Source organism: Snodgrassella sp. ESL0323 (genome assembly GCF_013346865.1).
In the GTDB taxonomy this organism is placed as follows: domain Bacteria; phylum Pseudomonadota; class Gammaproteobacteria; order Burkholderiales; family Neisseriaceae; genus Snodgrassella; species Snodgrassella alvi.
This window is the reverse complement of record NZ_JAAEDT010000020.1, coordinates 265,330-283,004: the sequence shown is the minus strand read 5'-3', so window position 1 is coordinate 283,004 and position 17,675 is coordinate 265,330. Positions and strand designations below refer to the sequence as shown.

Below are 17,675 nucleotides of genomic sequence, written 5' to 3'. Positions count from 1 at the left end.
CACATTGATTTTATTATGATAATATTTTAGCTATAATACTTTATCAGCTAGTACGTTTTGTTTTGCAAAAATATCATTTAATCTAATTATTATATTTATTTATGATTAGGGTCAAAACATGAGAACACAAAATATACTTTTATGCAGTTGTTTACTTATTTTCAATTTAGCTGGGGGGGCAGCAATTGCAAAAACTAATACAGTATTGAGCAATCAATTCAAGGCTGCGCTATTGTGCAAAGCCGAACCTGTTGATGCACGTGATTCAGGTATAACTACACAGCTTAATAAACAAAAAATTACTGTAAAAAATTTCGAAAAAGACGGCCTTATTGATCTGGAATATCGCTTTACTAAACCGCTGCAGATTGCAAATACTTCTGTTTCTGTTGTTCGATATCAGGGCGATAGCGGTTCATATTTTTTTGCCATAGCCAAAGGCGATATGGCCAGATTTGCTAAATCTATTGGTGCCAAACCCGTACCGGTTCAGTTAAAAGAGACTCTTTCCTGGGGCGATAATATAAACCAGTACTATCAATATACAACTGACGTAACTGCTGATAATCCCTATCCAGACACAATTCTTATCGGACGAGACAAAACTTCGAAACAGGGTGAATTTTATTTTGGCTGCTTACGATTTGATTATTAATCATTTAAAAAAACAAAATCGTAACAATAACATAGCCTTTACAGCTAAATTTAACCATTCTCGATATTTCTTAACCACATTATCATCTGCATTGCAGATGATATTTTTTTATAGACACTGCTGTATTAACCACAGCAGCAACAGCATCTTTTACCACAGACAGCGCTTGGAAAAAACAGTTTTACCATTATATTAAGCACCTAAACAGCAATCAGTAACTTCTGAACAGTTTCAGATTGCACATAATTAACACAGGTATGCAAACAGCCGCACAGCAGTGTGGGTGCTTGTGTTAAAATTCTCCATTTCACGCTTACTTTTTATTGCGCCTGCAGGTGCCGGACTGTTGATTTATGTTGAAAAACTTAGCTAAAAAAATTCTCGGAAGCCGCAACGACCGGCTTTTGAAACAATATCGTAAAGAAGTATCCAGAATCAATGCACTCGAACCACAAATTCAGGCATTAAGCGATACTGAGCTACAGGCTAAAACTGCTGAGTTCAAACAACGTCTGGCTGATGGAGAAAAACTCGACAGCCTGCTGGTAGAAGCTTTTGCCGTATGCCGTGAAGCCAGTCTGCGTGTACTGGGTATGCGGCACTTTGATGTGCAGCTTATCGGCGGTATGGTATTGCATTATGGCAAAATTGCCGAAATGCGTACCGGCGAAGGGAAAACACTGGTCGCCACGACAGCCGTTTATCTGAATGCTCTTGCCGGCAAGGGTGTACATGTAGTTACCGTGAATGATTATCTGGCTGCACGTGATGCCGGAATCATGCGCCCGCTGTATGAATTTCTGGGCATGTCTGTTGGCATCATTATCAGTAATATGGATCATGCTGATAAAAAAGCTGCCTATATGGCTGATATTACTTACGGTACCAATAATGAATACGGCTTCGATTATTTACGCGACAATATGGTAAGTGATCTGAGCGAAAAAGTGCAGCGTGATCTGTCATTTGCAGTAGTTGATGAAGTAGACTCCATTCTGATTGACGAAGCCCGTACACCATTAATTATTTCCGGTCAGGCCGACGACAACGTTACGCTTTATCAGGTAATGAATCAGATTCCGCCACAGCTGATTGCCCAGAAAAGCGAAGAAGGTGCGGGCGATTACTGGGTAGATGAAAAAGCCCGGCAGGTAGTGCTCAGCGATCAGGGGCATGAGCATGCCGAGCAGATTCTTACCAAAATGGGATTACTGCAGGAAGGCGATTCCCTGTATTCCACCACCAATATTATGCTGATGCATCATCTGATGGCTGCGCTGCGTGCTTATACACTCTACCAGCGCGACCAGCATTATGTTGTTCAGGATGGTGAAGTAGTCATCGTCGACGAATTTACCGGCCGCCTGATGGCTGGCCGGCGCTGGTCTGATGGTCTGCATCAGGCTGTTGAAGCCAAAGAAGGCGTGGAAATCAACAAGGAAAACCAGACACTGGCTTCCATTACTTTCCAGAATTTCTTCCGCCTGTACGACAAACTGGCCGGTATGACCGGTACAGCCGATACAGAAGCATTCGAATTCCAGAGTATTTACGGTCTGGAAACTGTTATTATTCCGACAAACCGACCAATGGTACGTAAAGATCTGAACGACCAGATATACCGTTCTATTGAAGAAAAATATGAAGCTGTCGTTGCTGATATCAAAGAGCGCCATGGCAAAGGTCAGCCAATCCTTGTTGGTACCACCAGCATTGAAAATTCTGAGCTGATATCCGGTTTACTGAATATAGAACACTTGCCGCACAATGTTCTCAATGCCAAAGAACATGCGCGTGAAGCAGATATTATTGCTCAGGCAGGCCGCCCCGGCATGATTACCGTTGCCACTAATATGGCCGGTCGTGGTACAGATATTGTGCTCGGTGGCAATATCAAACCGCAGATAGATGCCATTAATGCCGACGACAGTCTCACCGAAGAAGCAAAAAAAAGCGAAATCGACAAATTACAGCAGCAATGGCAGATTGACCATGATGCTGTAATCGCTGCCGGTGGTTTACACATTATCGGTACCGAACGCCATGAAAGCCGTCGTATCGACAATCAGCTGCGTGGCCGTGCCGGTCGTCAGGGGGATGCCGGTTCCAGCCGCTTTTATCTGTCGTTTGAAGATCCGTTATTGCGTCTGTTTGCACTTGACCGTGCAACAGCGATTCTTAATCGTCTGGCTCCTGAACGCGGTGTGGCCATCGAAGCCGGAATGCTCAACCGTCAGATTGAAGGAGCACAGCGCAAAGTCGAAAACCGTAACTTCGACATGCGTAAACAGGTACTTGAATACGATGACGTAGCCAACGACCAGCGTAAGGTTATTTATCATCAGCGTGCTGATATCCTTGCCAGTAACGACATTGACGGACTGATGCAGGAAATGCGCCATGATGCTATCGTTGATACTGTAGACAGCTTTATTCCGCCCAATAGCATGGAAGAGCAGTGGGATATTTCCGGTCTAGAAAACAAACTGGCTGCTGATTACAATATAGATGTTTCCATCAGCGACTGGTTTAAAGAAGACAATAGTCTCGATAATGAAAGCATATGCGAACGTTTGCTGGATATTGTTGAAAAAGATTATGCTCATAAAGTTGAGCTGGTTGGCATCGATACCATGCGTAAATTTGAGCGCGACATCATGCTGCAAATTATTGACAGCCGCTGGCGCGAACATCTGGCCGATATGGATTACCTGCGTCAGGGGATTCATCTGCGCGGCTATGCCCAGAAAAATCCGAAACAGGAATACAAACGCGAAGCATTCGAAATGTTTCAGGCCATGTGGAGCAATATACGCCATACCGTTGCTTCAATGCTGATTTCAGTGCGTTTTGAAACGGTCTCCGAAGAAGAGCAGCACGAAGTATTTGCTGCTGACAAAGTGGCGGAAGATGAAGATTTCAGCCCCGAAGCTCTGGAAGCACGCGGTCTTATCGTACGCCGCAATGATCCGTGTCCTTGCGGCAGCGGTCTGAAATACAAACTGTGTCATGGTCGTCTGTAAGTGCAAATAAATCCGGATTAACTTCAACAGGTTGCTATGCATATAGCAACCTGTTGATATATTTACTGCTGTTTAGATAAAACTGCCTGGAACAGAGTATTTTTATTAAAGTGAATACTCTAAAACCCATTGAACAGCACATCAAATTGTCTTAAAATTCACATCTTACGTCAGCGGTCAGAACATAAAATGTCCCTGAATGGCAACAGAAAGCTGGCGTGTTTTCGGTTTACGCTAATAATACCGCTTTCCTTAACCATGGATAATTAATGGCAGCCTATAACACACAAAAAGTATTGTCCGTACATCACTGGACAGACGCATATTTCACATTTACCTGCACACGGGACGAATCATTACGTTTTCAGAATGGTCAGTTTGTGATGATTGGTCTGATGGTAGACGGTAAACCCCTGATGAGAGCTTACAGTATTGCCAGTGCCAATTGGGAAGAAGAGCTGGCTTTTTTCAGTATTAAAGTACAGGATGGTCCGTTAACCAGCCGCTTACAGCATCTGAAACCGGGTGACGAAGTACTGGTGAGTAAAAAGCCTACCGGTACCTTGATTGTCGGTGACCTTAACCCCGGCAAACATCTGTATCTGCTGTCTACCGGTACCGGTCTGGCACCATTTCTCAGCGTAACCAAAGACCCGGACATCTATGAACAGTTTGAAAAAATCATTCTGATTCACGGCGTGCGCTATAAAAAAGATTTGGCCTATTATGATCATTTCACCACAGAGTTACCCAATCATGAATATCTGGGTGAATTAGTACGTGAAAAACTGATTTACTATCCGGTGGTTTCCCGGGAAGATTTTATCCACCACGGGCGCCTGACTGATTTAATGAAATCGGGTAAACTGTTTACCGACATTGGCTTGCCGCCGATTAATCCTGCTGACGACCGGGCGATGATTTGCGGCAGCCCCGAAATGCTCAGAGACAGCTGTGAAACACTTAATAGCTTTGGTTTGACTATTTCCCCGAAAATGGGGCAGCGTGGTGACTACGTTATCGAACGCGCTTTCGTTGACCAGTAAAACCTGAACGGGTATTTCACAGGCAGCCATTGTCACACAATGTGCTGCCTGTTTTGTACCTGCCTGTAGCTAAATCATTTATTATCCCTAATTCTGCCGTACACAATTATCCATGCAACATTTAATCTCCCTGCTAATCATCCTGATTCCCTTGTTTATCGGATTTTGCATACCCACGCCGGCACGGGTTGTAAACTGGCTGAATTATGGGCTGGCATGGCTGGTATATCTGATTTTATTTCTAATAGGATTATCACTGGCGCAAGAGCCCGATCTGGGCGCACAACTGGCTAATATCAGCTTAACTGTAGCGGTATTATTCATCTGCCTGATCGCAGCCAATCTACTGATATTTATCTGGTTTGACCGCCGTTATCCGTGGCGGCTGAACCGGCAGCAGCAAACAGGCCAGTCCGGCAATACCAGTATTATGGGCAGTCTCAAGCAGGTTGGCTGTTTGCTCGCCGGGCTAATCGCCGGTAATTATCTCTCTTTTGACTGGCTGGGCAGCCCGCTGGCTGCTGTTAACAAAGCGCTGATAATTTTACTTTTACTGGTGGGCATGCAATTGCGCAGCAGCGGCATTACCCTGCATCAGGTATTTCTCAATCGCCGCGGGGTTATCTGTGCCGGATTGTTCACACTGGCCAGCCTGCTTGGCGGTTTGCTATTTGCTCTGATTATGCCTGATGTGTCTGTAAGTAAAGGGCTGGCACTCAGCAGCGGTTATGGCTGGTATTCACTTTCCAGCATTATCATGAGTCAGGCTTACGGGGCAGTCTGGGGCAGTATTGCCATGTTTAATGATCTGGCACGCGAATTCTTTGCTCTTATTTTTATTCCCGTACTGATGCGTCGTTATCCTACTACAGCAGTCAGCGTAGGTGGTGCAACCAGTCTGGATTTTACTTTGCCAGTAATTCAATCCTCCGGCGGTATTACTGCTGTACCGGTGGCAATCAGCTTTGGTTTTATTGTTAATATTACTTCGCCAGTATTGATGGTGTTTTTTTCATCACTACAGTTTTAGAGAGTATTTTTTGTTATCGTAAGATTATACTTAAGTGTTTTATCAGGATGATATCCTGAAATACAGCTTTCTTCATTCAACGTATTTTTTACCGGAATCAGAATACATAACTATTTTAGGCATTTCTTTCTAGTCAAATTTTATCAATAAATTTCATAATCAATTCATATTATAAATTTTATATAAATTGCAGAATTAAATTCACAAATAGTACAATGATTTTAATTCAGAACTTGTTCCAACTCTTTCTGTCATTTTCCTGATAGTTAATTTCAAGATATTATTTCTGATTCAAAATTACTTAAGAAAATTCAGCACTCATGAAGGAAAATTTTATAATAAAATCATTGAATTATAATTTTTGTCCCGATAAAGCATCTTTAAAATATCAAGGATAAACAAAAATAAAATAACAAACATCTTAAAATTAATTTAAGGTTAAAAATTAAAGCTACGTGCATAAAATTTAATTAGAACGATAGATCATATAAAAATAACCAGATATATATTTTATAGTTATATATATATAGCATAATAATCGTTTTTTACACAGCAAATATGACAAATAATATAAAAATTTAAATTTTTGCCGGCAATTAGATTGATTAAATACCCAATATACTAGTCTTTAATTCTAATAATTTTATAATTTTTAGAACAATATTATATAATAATACAATATATTCAGAATTTATTGTTAAAAAAACGATAATAGAAAAAAGTCTGCACAAAACAGATTAGATTTATTAGAATTAAAATAATTTATTAATTAATAACATTTGTAAGCAATAAAGACTTGTACATTTGCTTGAAATCAAAACTTTATTGTATATATTTGTAGTTATATAGAAAATGGTTTATTTTTAATTTTCTATGTTAGGGTTTATTAATTGTATATATATTAATGTTTAATTAACTAATGATTTTTGAAGAGGTCGGTAACCAAATTATCATCTGTTTAATCTGATTAGAAAGTAAATAGTATTTTTTTATTGGTCTGAGAGCTGTCAGAAGCAAATTAAAAATATAAAGTATAAAAAAACAAATTTAATTTGCTGCAACTTTAAAAAAATACATATTCTCAAAAATAGACAAAGAAAGAGAAACTTTATGTTTACGTGGTACCGGGCAGTATCAGGGAATGAAAGAAAAACTTTTTGGGCATGCTTTAGTGGCTGGGCTCTTGATGCTTTGGAAACTCAGATGTTCGGCCTGGTGATTCCGTCACTAATTGTATATTTTGCTATCAGTAGAGAGGAGGCCGGCTTACTCAGTAGTGCCACACTTGTCACTTCAGCACTGGGTGGCTGGTTTGCAGGAGCTCTTTCAGACCGGTGCGGACGTGTTAAAACATTGCAAATCATGATTATATGGTTTGCAATTTTTACATTTCTGGCAGCATTTGTTACCGATTATTATTGGTTATTAGTACTGAAAGCTTTGCAGGGATTTGGTATTGGCGGTGAATGGGCAGCCGGAGCTGTACTGATGGCAGAAACCATTTCCAGCCAGTATCGCGGCAAAGTGATGGCAACAGTACAAAGTGCATGGGCTGTGGGATGGGGACTGGCCGTTATACTATTTTCCATTGTATTCAGTCTGGCTCCAGAAACTTTCGCCTGGCGTATCATGTTTGCAGTTGGTTTATTGCCAGCACTACTGATTTTCTATGTACGCCGGCATGTACAGGAGCCAGTAAAACAAGCTAGTGTAGTTTCGAAAAACGAAAATAGCATGCCTATTACCGAAGCACTGTTCGGCATCTTTTCTCCTTCACTGATTCGTACTACTTTACTGGGCGGTTTATTGGGTTTGGGCGCACATGGCGGTTATTATGCAATTATGTCGTGGCTGCCTACGTATCTGAAAGAAGAACGCCACCTTTCTGTGCTCAATTCCAGTGCCTATCTGGCAGTAATCATCGTTGCCTTCTGGTGTGGCTGTATGGCCAGTTCAGTTTTACTCGATAAAATCGGCAGACGTTTTAATGTTGCCTGCTTTGCTATCTGCTGTGTGATTACTGTACGTATTTATCTGTTTGTCCCCTTAACCAATACCCAGATGCTGTTTCTAGGTTTTCCGCTGGGATTCTTTGCTGCCGGTATTCCCTCCAGTCTTGGGGCAGTATTTAATGAATTGTATCCGCAGAAATACAGAGGTGCAGGAGTAGGCTTCTGTTATAATTTCGGCCGTATTCTTTCCTCTGTATTTCCGCCTCTGGTCGGGCATATGAGTGCTTCAATGTCGCTGGGTTCAGCTATCGGTATAGATGCCAGCTGGGCTTATTCAATCGTGGTCATTAGCGTATTGCTGTTACCGGAAACCAAAGGGCGCGACTTAAGCGAAATTGATCAGGACGGACAGATATCTGACAAATAGCAGATTGAGAAAGAGAAATAACATGAATCAAGAGTCGGTGGGTATTATAGACAGTCATGCCCATGTTTTTATGCTGGATTTGCCGATGGTAGCCGGCCGCCGCTACACACCGGCACAAAATGCGCCGCTGGCAGATTATCTGGCGCATCTGGATGCTCATGGCTGTACACATGGCGTATTGATTCAGCCCAGTTTTCTGGGTTATGACAATAGCTTTATGCTTCAGGCTATTGTACAGACTAAACTCCGTCTCAGAGGCGTTGCCTGTGTTGAGCCCTCTATCACAATGCCCGAACTTGAAGCCCTGGATAAAGGCGGTATTGTCGGTATACGCCTGAATATTATTGATGGTGTCCAACCGGATTTACAAACCGATTCATGGCAAAATCTGCTTGATAAAGTAAAAGAGCTAAACTGGCATGTAGAAGTACATTGCCGCAGTAACAAACTCAGTGACATGATTGCAACACTGCTCAAACAGGATGTGAAAGTGGTGATTGATCATTTCGGCCGGCCTTCGGATTGTCAGCCTGCCCGCGATTATGGTTTTCAGCAGTTGCTCGAGTGGGGGCGTAGCGGAATGATATGGTGCAAACTGTCGGGAGCATACCGGATTAGTGCTGCCGCAGCAGAAGGTCACAAATTCTTTGCTTCTGCCATCCCTTTATTAGTAGAAAATCTGGGCAGCCACCGGCTGATGTGGGGCAGCGACTGGCCGCATACTCAATTTGAACAGCAGATTACTCCTGATTATCTGTCTACGCAGCTGAATATGCTGTTGCAGGATAAACAGCTGACACACAATATACTCTGGGATACACCAGCAAAGCTATTCAGATTTATCTAAAAAGTGCTGATTCGACTAACTGAAATCACTCCGGTAATTAATCAGCTCAGTATGCGGAGAAAATGACTTCGACAGATAAAAAATATAAAACTTATTTACCATACACACTATATCTTTAAATATTAATAATTCATTGATATTTTTATTGTGAAGTTATCATGGATTAAGAGAAACAGAATTTAAGCTTTATTGTCTGCTGTCTGAATAAAAGCTCTGGCTTTATCTGATTTGATAAATAAAGTTAAAGCAATATCTGATTAACCAGGAAAACTGTATGAACAAACTGCTGCTTACCTCTTTCTTATTGTTTTGTATATCCGCCGGTGCTGCTGCCAAAGAATACAATTATGAAACCAGCGATGTGAATGATCTGCCGCCGCAGTGCATTACATTAAAAGCTTTTGTATCCACAGCCAATAATCAGTATGACATGGCTTACAAAGGGCAGAAATCTTTATCTGCTGCCGATAATGTTGTTTCCACCGAAATCAGAGCGGCGTTTCTGAAAGGGACGCCGGAAGAATATCTGAATAATGGTATGCTGCAATATTATAATCTGATAAAAAGAAACGGCCTTGAAAAGGAAATTGCAGAGAACCGGATTTATAATCTGACCGGTTTCATGTCACGTGAGGATTTAATCAATATCGCTAAAAAAATCAAAAATCAGGCCTTAAGCGGTAAACTGGACAGTAAACAGTTCAGACTGAATGATGAAACAGTGATTAATGCCTGTCTTAAAAAGGCAGCTAAACCGCCGGCAGGCAGTGGCGCAGATTATTACAAAGCCATTGATTATTCTAAACGTACACCGAAAAAATAAATACTCAACCGCCTATGTGGCGGTTTTTTTATTCAAATTTTATTTTTGCCAGCAGTTTTCAATATTTCTGGATATTAATTCTTTATTCCTAAACGGAAAATAAAAAAATGTAGATAAGTACCTATCCGGAAAATTAATTAAATTTGAATAAATTAGAAAATTCAATGGCTTTTTTTATGTTAAACAATTGTGATAAATCTATATGGGGATTTCCATAATCAGCTCCAATTGTCTCAAGTCTATTTTTTTTATTTTCATCAAAATGAAATTTGTTAACATACTGTTCAATAATTTCTTGTGATGAAGTTGAACGAGATAGAAACGATTTCGAGATTTCTAAAAGTAAGTATTCTGTTATTTCTAAGTAATAATTAAAATCTTCATTATTTGGAGTGCAATGAGAACGAATATTTTCTAATGTATTTGAAATAAAATTAGTATCATTTTTGTTATCCAGACTTTTATATAAATCTGGAAATTTTAATTTTAATATAATTAAAAAAATGATTGTAAGAACTGTCCAATGGCCTAAATGAGCATTACTTTCCGTTCTAATAACAACATTGAAAATATTAAAAAAAGCTTCTTGTTCTCTTAAGCTTAATTTGTATTTGTGAACAATGTCTACTAAAAAATCTCTAGTTGATAAACGATAAAGTCCTTTTTTTTGGAAATAATTTTCAAGTGAAAATTTATTCATTAAGTGAATAATATATGGTGCATTTGATGATAGCGGAAGCAGATAATCAAAATCAATAAACCGGCGCAGATAGCCGTTAACATCCAGCCCTTGACCGTACACGGCTCTGATAGAATGGCTAAGCTGAGTTTTATCCGTTGCCAGTACAAAAATAATATTATTCACATTAAATAAATGTTTGGCTTTTTCCAGTACTTCAATCGCAAAATTAGGGCGGCAGCGATCCAGTTCATCAATAAAAATTACCAACGGCTTTTGTTCCTCGCCATTGGCACAAATTGTTGCCAGTTTACTTAATTCTTCTTTAAAGTTTTTCAGAGTACTATGTGAGGCTTCATATTTATTAATCTGTTCTTTTACCAGAGATTCACTTAATGCACCTAAGGTTTTGGCTAGTTCATCAGCATTGGTTAAACCAACTGAAACAGTTTTAACGAGTAGATTAGACAAAGCTGGTACACAAACTTTAATAAGATTGGCTCCATGTTTATAGATAGACTCAAATGCTTCATCGACTTTAGATTTATCCAGCCGCTTTAATTTCTTTATGGATAAACTAATTTCCCCAATCAGCGCAATTAAGGCATCGTCAGTATAATCACTTTCCCATGCGTTAAAATAAATAGTAGTTATATTCCGTTTCTTCAGATACTGCTGCCACATTTTGATAAAGGTGGTTTTACCTTGTCCCCAGCCACCATCAATACACAGTACAATAGACTGTTCAAAGCTGGTAATAAATTGAGTCAGAACGGTGATATTCTCCTCTCTGCCCAGTACATCGTTTTTAAACGGATTATCGGCATCAATTTCGATCGGTTGGCATTTGCTCAGACTAAGTTTACCCATAATATTTTTTCCCCTGTATAGCAATATTCTGCCGGTACTCACCGGTTATTCTGGTTGGTGTAATCAATGATTTGATTATAATATTTCTGAAGCTGTAATACAGAAATCAATCCGGAAAAGCGCATAAAAATAGACCCGTTAGCGGGGTTTACAACACAGCCAGACACAGTGCAGTATGATTTCACCAACCATCTATTGCCTGCTGTCGGCTAACGCAAAACCACCGGCAGGGCAGGCTTGGCATAATATACATAATTGGCTGCTGTGAAATATTAACTTTCTGATTAAATAACTGAATTGTTAGAAAACCACCATAAAAAGTAAAGTCTGGCAGCAGCCAGTATTTCAGCAAGCAGAAGTGATATAAAGCATTATGTTCAAACTTGCTTTTTACCTGTAATGGCCTTATTTGTAAGCCAAAACCGCTGCCGGCGGTTTTGGCTGTTTCAGCCGTGATTTTTTTGCTGAGTTGAATTTTATTTAGGTTACCAACTTATGGATGTTATTCAGTATCCGGGTAGTGTGTTTAAACTGCACCAGCCATTTCCCCCTGCCGGTGATCAGCCGGCTGCAATCAAAGGATTGCTGGAGGGACTGGAAGACGGTTTGTCCGGCCAGACTCTGCTCGGCGTTACCGGTTCCGGTAAAACATTCACCATGGCCAATGTGATTGCGCAAAGCGGCCGGCCGGCGATTATCATGGCGCATAACAAAACGCTTGCCGCCCAGTTGTATGCGGAAATGCGCGAGTTTTTTCCGGAAAACGCAGTCGAGTATTTTGTTTCCTATTATGATTACTATCAGCCAGAAGCCTATGTGCCCAGCCGTGACCTGTTTATCGAAAAAGATTCGGCCATTAACGAGCATATCGAGCAGATGCGTCTGAGTGCCACCAAAAGCCTGATGCAGCGTCAGGATGTGGTGATTGTGGCAACTGTATCGGCCATTTATGGTATTGGTGACCCTAATGAGTATCACCAGATGATTCTGCACCTGAAAGAAGGGCAGAAAATCGACCAGCGCGATATCATCGCGCGTCTGGTAGCCATGCAGTATGAGCGTGGCGATATCGACTTTGCCCGCGGTTCTTTCCGCGTGCGCGGTGATGTGATTGATATTTTTCCCGCGGAAAGCTCTGAGCTGGCTTTGCGTGTCAGCCTGTTTGACGACGAAGTAGACCGCATGCAGCTGTTCGACCCGATATCCGGCAGCCTGCAACAGCGGGTCGGGCGCTATACAGTATTCCCGTCCAGCCACTATGTTACCCCGCGCGAAACCGTATTGAGGGCATGCGAAAACATCAAACAGGAGCTGGGCGACCGGATTAAATGGTTTACCCATGAAGGACGTCTGGTAGAAGCGCAGCGCATTGAACAGCGCACCCGCTTTGATCTGGAAATGCTCTATGAAATGGGCTTTTGCAAAGGTATTGAAAACTACTCACGCCACTTTTCCGGCAAACCGGAAGGAGAGCCGCCGCCTACATTAATGGATTATCTGCCCAAAAATGCGCTGATGTTTATTGATGAAAGCCATGTTACCGTCAGCCAGATTGGCGGTATGTACAAGGGCGATGCTTCACGTAAGCAGAATCTGGTGGATTATGGCTTTCGCCTGCCGTCTGCGCGGGATAACCGGCCGTTAAAATTCCATGAATTTGAGCGGGTGATGCCGCAAACCATATTTGTGTCGGCTACACCGGCGAAATATGAAGAAGAACATGCCGGTCAGGTAGTCGAGCAGGTGGTGCGGCCCACCGGTCTGGTGGATCCGGAAATCATTATCCGTCCTGTGGCCACACAGGTAGACGACTTACTCTCGGAAATCAATATCCGCCGTGAGCTGGGGGAGCGCGTGCTGGTCACTACGCTGACCAAACGCATGGCCGAACAGCTTACTGATTACTACGCTGAGCTGGGTGTAAAAGTGCGCTATTTGCACAGTGACATTGATACCGTCGAACGGGTAGAAATCATTCGTGACCTGCGTCTGGGATTGTTTGATGTACTGGTAGGCATTAATCTGCTGCGTGAAGGGCTGGATATTCCCGAAGTTTCACTGGTGGCAATTCTGGATGCGGATAAAGAAGGTTTTCTGCGCAGTCACCGCAGCCTGATTCAGACCATAGGCCGCGCTGCACGCAATGTTAACGGTAAAGCTATTCTGTATGCCGATAAAATTACCGATTCCATGAAAGCCGCCATAGATGAAACCGAGCGCCGCCGTGCCCGCCAGATATCTTTTAATGCAGAACACGGTATCGTGCCTCAGCAAATTAAAAAACAGGTACGCGACCTGATAGATGGCGTTTACCACGATGAAAACGGCAGTAAAGGGCGTGGTCGCAGTAAGCTCAAAGTCGGAGAAATCCGTAACGAAGATGATGCTGTTAAAGAAATCGCCAAACTGGAAAAAGCCATGCAGGCTGCTGCACGTGATTTACAGTTTGAAGAGGCAGCACAGATTCGGGACAAAATCCGTGCGATTAAAGAAAATCTGTTATTTGGTGCCAGCGAAGCTTAATCACTGGTTTTTTCTGCGCCGGCTGCGGTAAAGTATCTAGTATCATGCCGGAGTAGTCAGAGATATTTAACACCAAACAGCATACCTGTATGCGGCATTGTCAGGTACACTGAATAACACAGCCGGCTCCTGTCAGCCGGCCGGTCAGAACGGGACAGTATCATGCAGCACAAGCAGATCCATACCCACCATCCATCAGCTTTGGCCAGACTGCCCGCACTTATGCTGCAAACGCTAAGCAGTGTAATCATCACTGCTTTATTCTGTACTATATTATTTTACTGGCGCGCCAATAGTGAACTGCCCTTGATGCAGACCAGCTTACTTAATTCTAATGATATCAAGCTTATTCTTGTACTTATCTGTGGCTGCATGCTTTTTGCGTTAGTCCCTTCACTATTGGCGGCCGTATTCTGCTCTTGTTTTGTCCGGCGTCTGCCGCGCTTTCTGCTCGGCGCAGCCGCCGCCATTATTGCCTTTTCAGTCGCACTTCTGCAAAACTGGCTATTTAGTTGGCTGCTGGACTGGATACCGATACTGTTTAATGCACTGGCTGCCTCCATTAGTGCTCTGTGTGTTAACCGTTTGCAACAGTAGGCACTGAAAAATCAGCCATAACCGCAGCGGTTATGGTCGGCATAGCTATAATACCCTCGTTGCTTATTTGAAAAAATTTGTATTGAAAAATGAAAAATTAATTTAAAACAATAAAGATATAATCATTTGCTGTTACTATAAAATAGCATTGTCATGCTAATGAAAAACAATTTGCTTAATAAACAATAAAATAGTTAATAAAAAGCCATAGAGTCTGATACATACTGTATTTTGCTATTGCTGCCTGTTAGTAAAAGTGCTTAAATTAACTACTTGTTATTGTCAATGATTTAAGTCAAAAACAAATAAATCACTCCAATATTGATTACTTCGTGTGCGAACTTCCAGATAAACATTTAATCAAAGTAGCCTGAAGAGAAGAGAAAAGAGTTTGCGTTATGAAAAACACCAATAGCGATAGCTCAGCAGACGTAGTATTAATCGGCGCCGGTATAATGAGCGCGACACTGGGAACCTTTCTTAAGGGGTTACAGCCAGACTGGCAGATTAATATCTACGAACGTCTCGCTGGTGTGGCTACAGAAAGCTCAGATGCATGGAATAATGCCGGTACCGGCCATTCAGCCCTGTGCGAACTCAACTACACCCCTGAGCTGAAAGACGGCACAATCGAAGTATCCAAAGCAATTAAAATTATCGAACAGTTTGAATTGTCCAAACAATTCTGGGCATCACTTGTCGATGCCGGTATGATTGCCAATCCCAATGAATTTATCCGCAGTGTGCCGCATATGAGCCTTGTACGCGGTGAAACTGATGTTGCTTTTCTGCGTAAACGTTTTGCTGCCTTGCAGCAATACCGTCTGTTTCAGGATATGGTTTATACCGAAGATAAAGAGCAGATTAGCCAGTGGGTGCCATTAATGATGCAGGGGCGCGATAACAGCGAGCCGGTAGCCGTTACCTGGTCGGATCTGGGTACTGATGTCAATTACGGCGCCTTAAGCCGCATTCTGATTAATAACCTCACCAGTCACGGCTGCCAACTGCATCTGCAGCACGAAATTATCGACTTGAAACAGCAGAATGGCCGCTGGCACCTGAAAATCAAAGATTTAACTAATCAAACCTGCCAACAAGTATCTGCCCGCTTTGTATTTATCGGCGCCGGTGGCGGCTCTCTCAGACTGCTGCAGAAAAGCCAGATTGAGGCTAGCAAAGGCTACGGCGGTTTTCCCGTATCCGGTCAGTGGTTGGTGTGTAAAAATCCCGAAATTGTCAGACAGCATAATGCCAAAGTATATGGCAAAGCATCAGTCGGCGCCCCGCCAATGAGTGTGCCGCATCTTGATAAACGGGTTATCAATGGTGAAGAAGCATTGCTTTTCGGCCCTTTTGCCGGTTTTACCACCAAATTTCTTAAATGCGGCTCATTTAAAGATCTGTTTCAGACACTGAATATTGCCAATATTCGCCCCATGCTCACCGTCGGCGTGCATAACTTTGCTCTTGAGCATTACCTGATACAGCAGGTACGGTTAAGCTTTGCCGACCGCATGCAGGAATTACGTACCTTTTATCCGGAAGCCCGTGATGAAGACTGGCAGCTGGCCGTTGCCGGCAATCGTGTACAGGTAATCAAAAAAGATCCGCAAAAAGGTGGCGTGTTGCAGTTTGGTACTGAGCTGGTGAAATCTACCGATGGTACACTGGCAGCCCTGTTAGGCGCATCTCCGGGTGCTTCTACTTCCGTATCCATTATGCTTGAATTACTCGAACACTGCTTTGCCGATAAAGTCAGCGGCGAATGGAAGCAAAAACTGCATGAATGGATACCGAGCTATGGTCAGAAACTGGAACAAAACCCGGATCTGGTACAGCGTATTCGCGATTGGACGATTAAATCGCTGAATTTACATACTCCGCAACAACAAATTATAAACAGCTGAATAAACCCGGACTAACAACATTTATTATCTCTAAACCTTCTAACCAGATTCTTGCTGAATTTGGTTTTTTTATGCTTGCTGATTATTTACTTAATTTCTGATTTCAACATTTATACTGTTTAATAATCAATATGTTATTATTTTGTTGTCGTTACTATCCAACACAATGTGTTTTAAAACTATTACCAAAGCTTAAAATATAAATAATGCTTGCTCTGAGGAGTAATTTTATTTAGTATAATTTTAAAGAAAAGAACATAGACATACAAAATATATAATTATAACTAATATTTATAACTATATAACGCAGTAATAAACGCCACTGTATTTTAAATAATGCAGTGGCGTTGTTTTTGTATCAGGCCACTTGCAACAGGTATGATTTATACGGTTAGATAAAATTTTTTCTTGATAGCAGGACAGAGCCTGCATTCACTGTCATTCCGGCATCTTGAGCAATATTCATTTATGATAATACCGCTTAATCCATCGAATATAAGACGCTGGTTTTCCCGTGTATCACTATCAGACACAGCAGTAATCTTATTTTCTAAACAATAGCGGCATATCCGTGCTTATCTCTAAAACTTATATTAAAAATCCATACACAAAAAATACCGCTATATCAATAACACAATAAACTTCAGATAAACAAACAAATTGATTATGCAAGGATTCTGTATAACTGCATCGATATCAGCTACTACATTGATGCTAAAGCTTAAATATAGTCTGATATATTGATTTATATATCTTTGCTGCGTACTGTAATTAACAGTGGAATAAAGATCAGGCAAAGAAATACAATAAATAGAATTTGATAATTTGAAGTTTCCAAGATTAAACCGCCAAGATAAGTTCCAATCCCTCCGCCACTAAATTTTGTCTTTAGTCATATAAATACGCCGACAATGTCGGCGGATAAAGTTTTTTCAGATTATGATAATGGGTCATTTTTATGATTATTTCCCCATTGGCAAAGCATATCTAAAATAGGAACTAAAGATTTACCTCGTTCTAATAACCCATATTCCACTTTAGGTGGAATTTGCGGATATTCTTTTCTAAAAATTAATTTATCTTTTTCCATCTCTTTTAGGGTATTACTCAGTGTTTTAAAAGAAATATGATTAATGCTTCGTTTAAGTTCATTAAATCGCATTGAGGGTTGATTTTCGTTTAACCAATAAAGAATAACAATTTTATACTTACCTCGAATCATTGAGAGTGTGTAATTAAATCCACTATCCTCAAAATGATCTTCGGCACAATGATGATTTTCCATGTTGATAC

The 17,675-nt window shown here is 41.3% G+C and carries 11 protein-coding genes and 2 pseudogenes; 11 read left to right on the top strand and 2 right to left on the bottom strand.

Going from position 1 to position 17,675, the window contains the following annotated elements; genetic code table 11:
• Positions 1 to 118: 118 nt before the first annotated feature.
• The 8 genes and pseudogenes from GY065_RS09915 to GY065_RS09885 all read left to right on the top strand — a co-directional run bounded on the left by GY065_RS09915 (position 119) and on the right by GY065_RS09885 (position 9,803).
• Positions 119 to 655 (top strand): hypothetical protein, encoded by a 537-nt coding sequence (locus GY065_RS09915; RefSeq protein ID WP_037474998.1) that lies wholly within the window; start codon positions 119 to 121, stop codon positions 653 to 655.
• Positions 656 to 1,008: 353 nt separating this feature from the next.
• A pseudogene (gene secA / locus GY065_RS09910) lies at positions 1,009 to 3,502 on the top strand (preprotein translocase subunit SecA); the annotation flags it as partial.
• 65 nt (positions 3,503 to 3,567) lie between these two features.
• Positions 3,568 to 3,678, top strand: a pseudogene (locus GY065_RS13635) (SEC-C metal-binding domain-containing protein); the annotation flags it as partial.
• Between the two features lie 269 nt (positions 3,679 to 3,947).
• On the top strand, positions 3,948 to 4,724 hold the full coding sequence (locus GY065_RS09905; protein WP_025329998.1) for a ferredoxin--NADP reductase: 777 nt from the start codon (positions 3,948 to 3,950) through the stop codon (positions 4,722 to 4,724).
• 112 nt (positions 4,725 to 4,836) lie between these two features.
• On the top strand, positions 4,837 to 5,754 hold the full coding sequence (locus GY065_RS09900; RefSeq protein WP_174833974.1) for a lysine exporter LysO family protein: 918 nt from the start codon (positions 4,837 to 4,839) through the stop codon (positions 5,752 to 5,754).
• A gap of 1,110 nt (positions 5,755 to 6,864) precedes the next feature.
• Positions 6,865 to 8,133 (top strand): MFS transporter, encoded by a 1,269-nt coding sequence (locus tag GY065_RS09895; protein ID WP_174833973.1) that lies wholly within the window; start codon positions 6,865 to 6,867, stop codon positions 8,131 to 8,133.
• 22 nt (positions 8,134 to 8,155) lie between these two features.
• Entirely contained in the window at positions 8,156 to 8,980 is an 825-nt protein-coding gene (locus GY065_RS09890) for an amidohydrolase (protein WP_174833972.1), read from the top strand.
• 274 nt (positions 8,981 to 9,254) lie between these two features.
• On the top strand, positions 9,255 to 9,803 hold the full coding sequence (locus GY065_RS09885; RefSeq protein WP_174833971.1) for a hypothetical protein: 549 nt from the start codon (positions 9,255 to 9,257) through the stop codon (positions 9,801 to 9,803).
• A gap of 133 nt (positions 9,804 to 9,936) precedes the next feature.
• Here the strand turns inward: GY065_RS09885 and GY065_RS09880 are convergent, their stop codons facing one another.
• Complete coding sequence (locus GY065_RS09880; protein ID WP_174833970.1) at positions 9,937 to 11,352, bottom strand: P-loop NTPase fold protein; 1,416 nt, start codon at positions 11,350 to 11,352, stop codon at positions 9,937 to 9,939.
• Between the two features lie 495 nt (positions 11,353 to 11,847).
• Here GY065_RS09880 and uvrB point away from each other — a divergent pair, with 495 nt between their 5' ends.
• The 3 genes from uvrB to mqo all read left to right on the top strand — a co-directional run bounded on the left by uvrB (position 11,848) and on the right by mqo (position 16,382).
• Positions 11,848 to 13,875: an excinuclease ABC subunit UvrB gene (gene uvrB / locus GY065_RS09875; RefSeq protein WP_084553346.1), complete on the top strand. Its 2,028-nt coding sequence runs from the start codon at positions 11,848 to 11,850 to the stop codon at positions 13,873 to 13,875.
• Between the two features lie 162 nt (positions 13,876 to 14,037).
• Complete coding sequence (locus GY065_RS09870) at positions 14,038 to 14,472, top strand: hypothetical protein (RefSeq protein ID WP_174833969.1); 435 nt, start codon at positions 14,038 to 14,040, stop codon at positions 14,470 to 14,472.
• A 398-nt stretch (positions 14,473 to 14,870) separates the two neighbouring features.
• Positions 14,871 to 16,382 (top strand): malate dehydrogenase (quinone), encoded by a 1,512-nt coding sequence (gene mqo, locus GY065_RS09865; protein WP_174833968.1) that lies wholly within the window; start codon positions 14,871 to 14,873, stop codon positions 16,380 to 16,382.
• A 937-nt stretch (positions 16,383 to 17,319) separates the two neighbouring features.
• Here the strand turns inward: mqo and GY065_RS09860 are convergent.
• Positions 17,320 to 17,667, bottom strand: a complete 348-nt coding sequence (locus GY065_RS09860) for a helix-turn-helix domain-containing protein (RefSeq protein ID WP_084563288.1) — start codon at positions 17,665 to 17,667, stop codon at positions 17,320 to 17,322.
• Positions 17,668 to 17,675 lie beyond the last annotated feature (8 nt).

Excerpts from the sequence above, each read along its gene's own strand:
- GY065_RS09905 (WP_025329998.1), top strand. The coding sequence starts at position 3,948 with ATGGCAGCCTATAACACACAAAAAGTATTGTCCGTACATCACTGGACA.
- mqo (WP_174833968.1), top strand. The coding sequence starts at position 14,871 with ATGAAAAACACCAATAGCGATAGCTCAGCAGACGTAGTATTAATCGGC.
- uvrB (WP_084553346.1), top strand. The coding sequence starts at position 11,848 with ATGGATGTTATTCAGTATCCGGGTAGTGTGTTTAAACTGCACCAGCCA.
- GY065_RS09870 (WP_174833969.1), top strand. The coding sequence starts at position 14,038 with ATGCAGCACAAGCAGATCCATACCCACCATCCATCAGCTTTGGCCAGA.
- GY065_RS09890 (WP_174833972.1), top strand. The coding sequence starts at position 8,156 with ATGAATCAAGAGTCGGTGGGTATTATAGACAGTCATGCCCATGTTTTT.
- GY065_RS09880 (WP_174833970.1), bottom strand. The coding sequence starts at position 11,352 with ATGGGTAAACTTAGTCTGAGCAAATGCCAACCGATCGAAATTGATGCC.
- GY065_RS09895 (WP_174833973.1), top strand. The coding sequence starts at position 6,865 with ATGTTTACGTGGTACCGGGCAGTATCAGGGAATGAAAGAAAAACTTTT.
- GY065_RS09915 (WP_037474998.1), top strand. The coding sequence starts at position 119 with ATGAGAACACAAAATATACTTTTATGCAGTTGTTTACTTATTTTCAAT.
- GY065_RS09900 (WP_174833974.1), top strand. The coding sequence starts at position 4,837 with ATGCAACATTTAATCTCCCTGCTAATCATCCTGATTCCCTTGTTTATC.
- GY065_RS09885 (WP_174833971.1), top strand. The coding sequence starts at position 9,255 with ATGAACAAACTGCTGCTTACCTCTTTCTTATTGTTTTGTATATCCGCC.
- GY065_RS09860 (WP_084563288.1), bottom strand. The coding sequence starts at position 17,667 with ATGGAAAATCATCATTGTGCCGAAGATCATTTTGAGGATAGTGGATTT.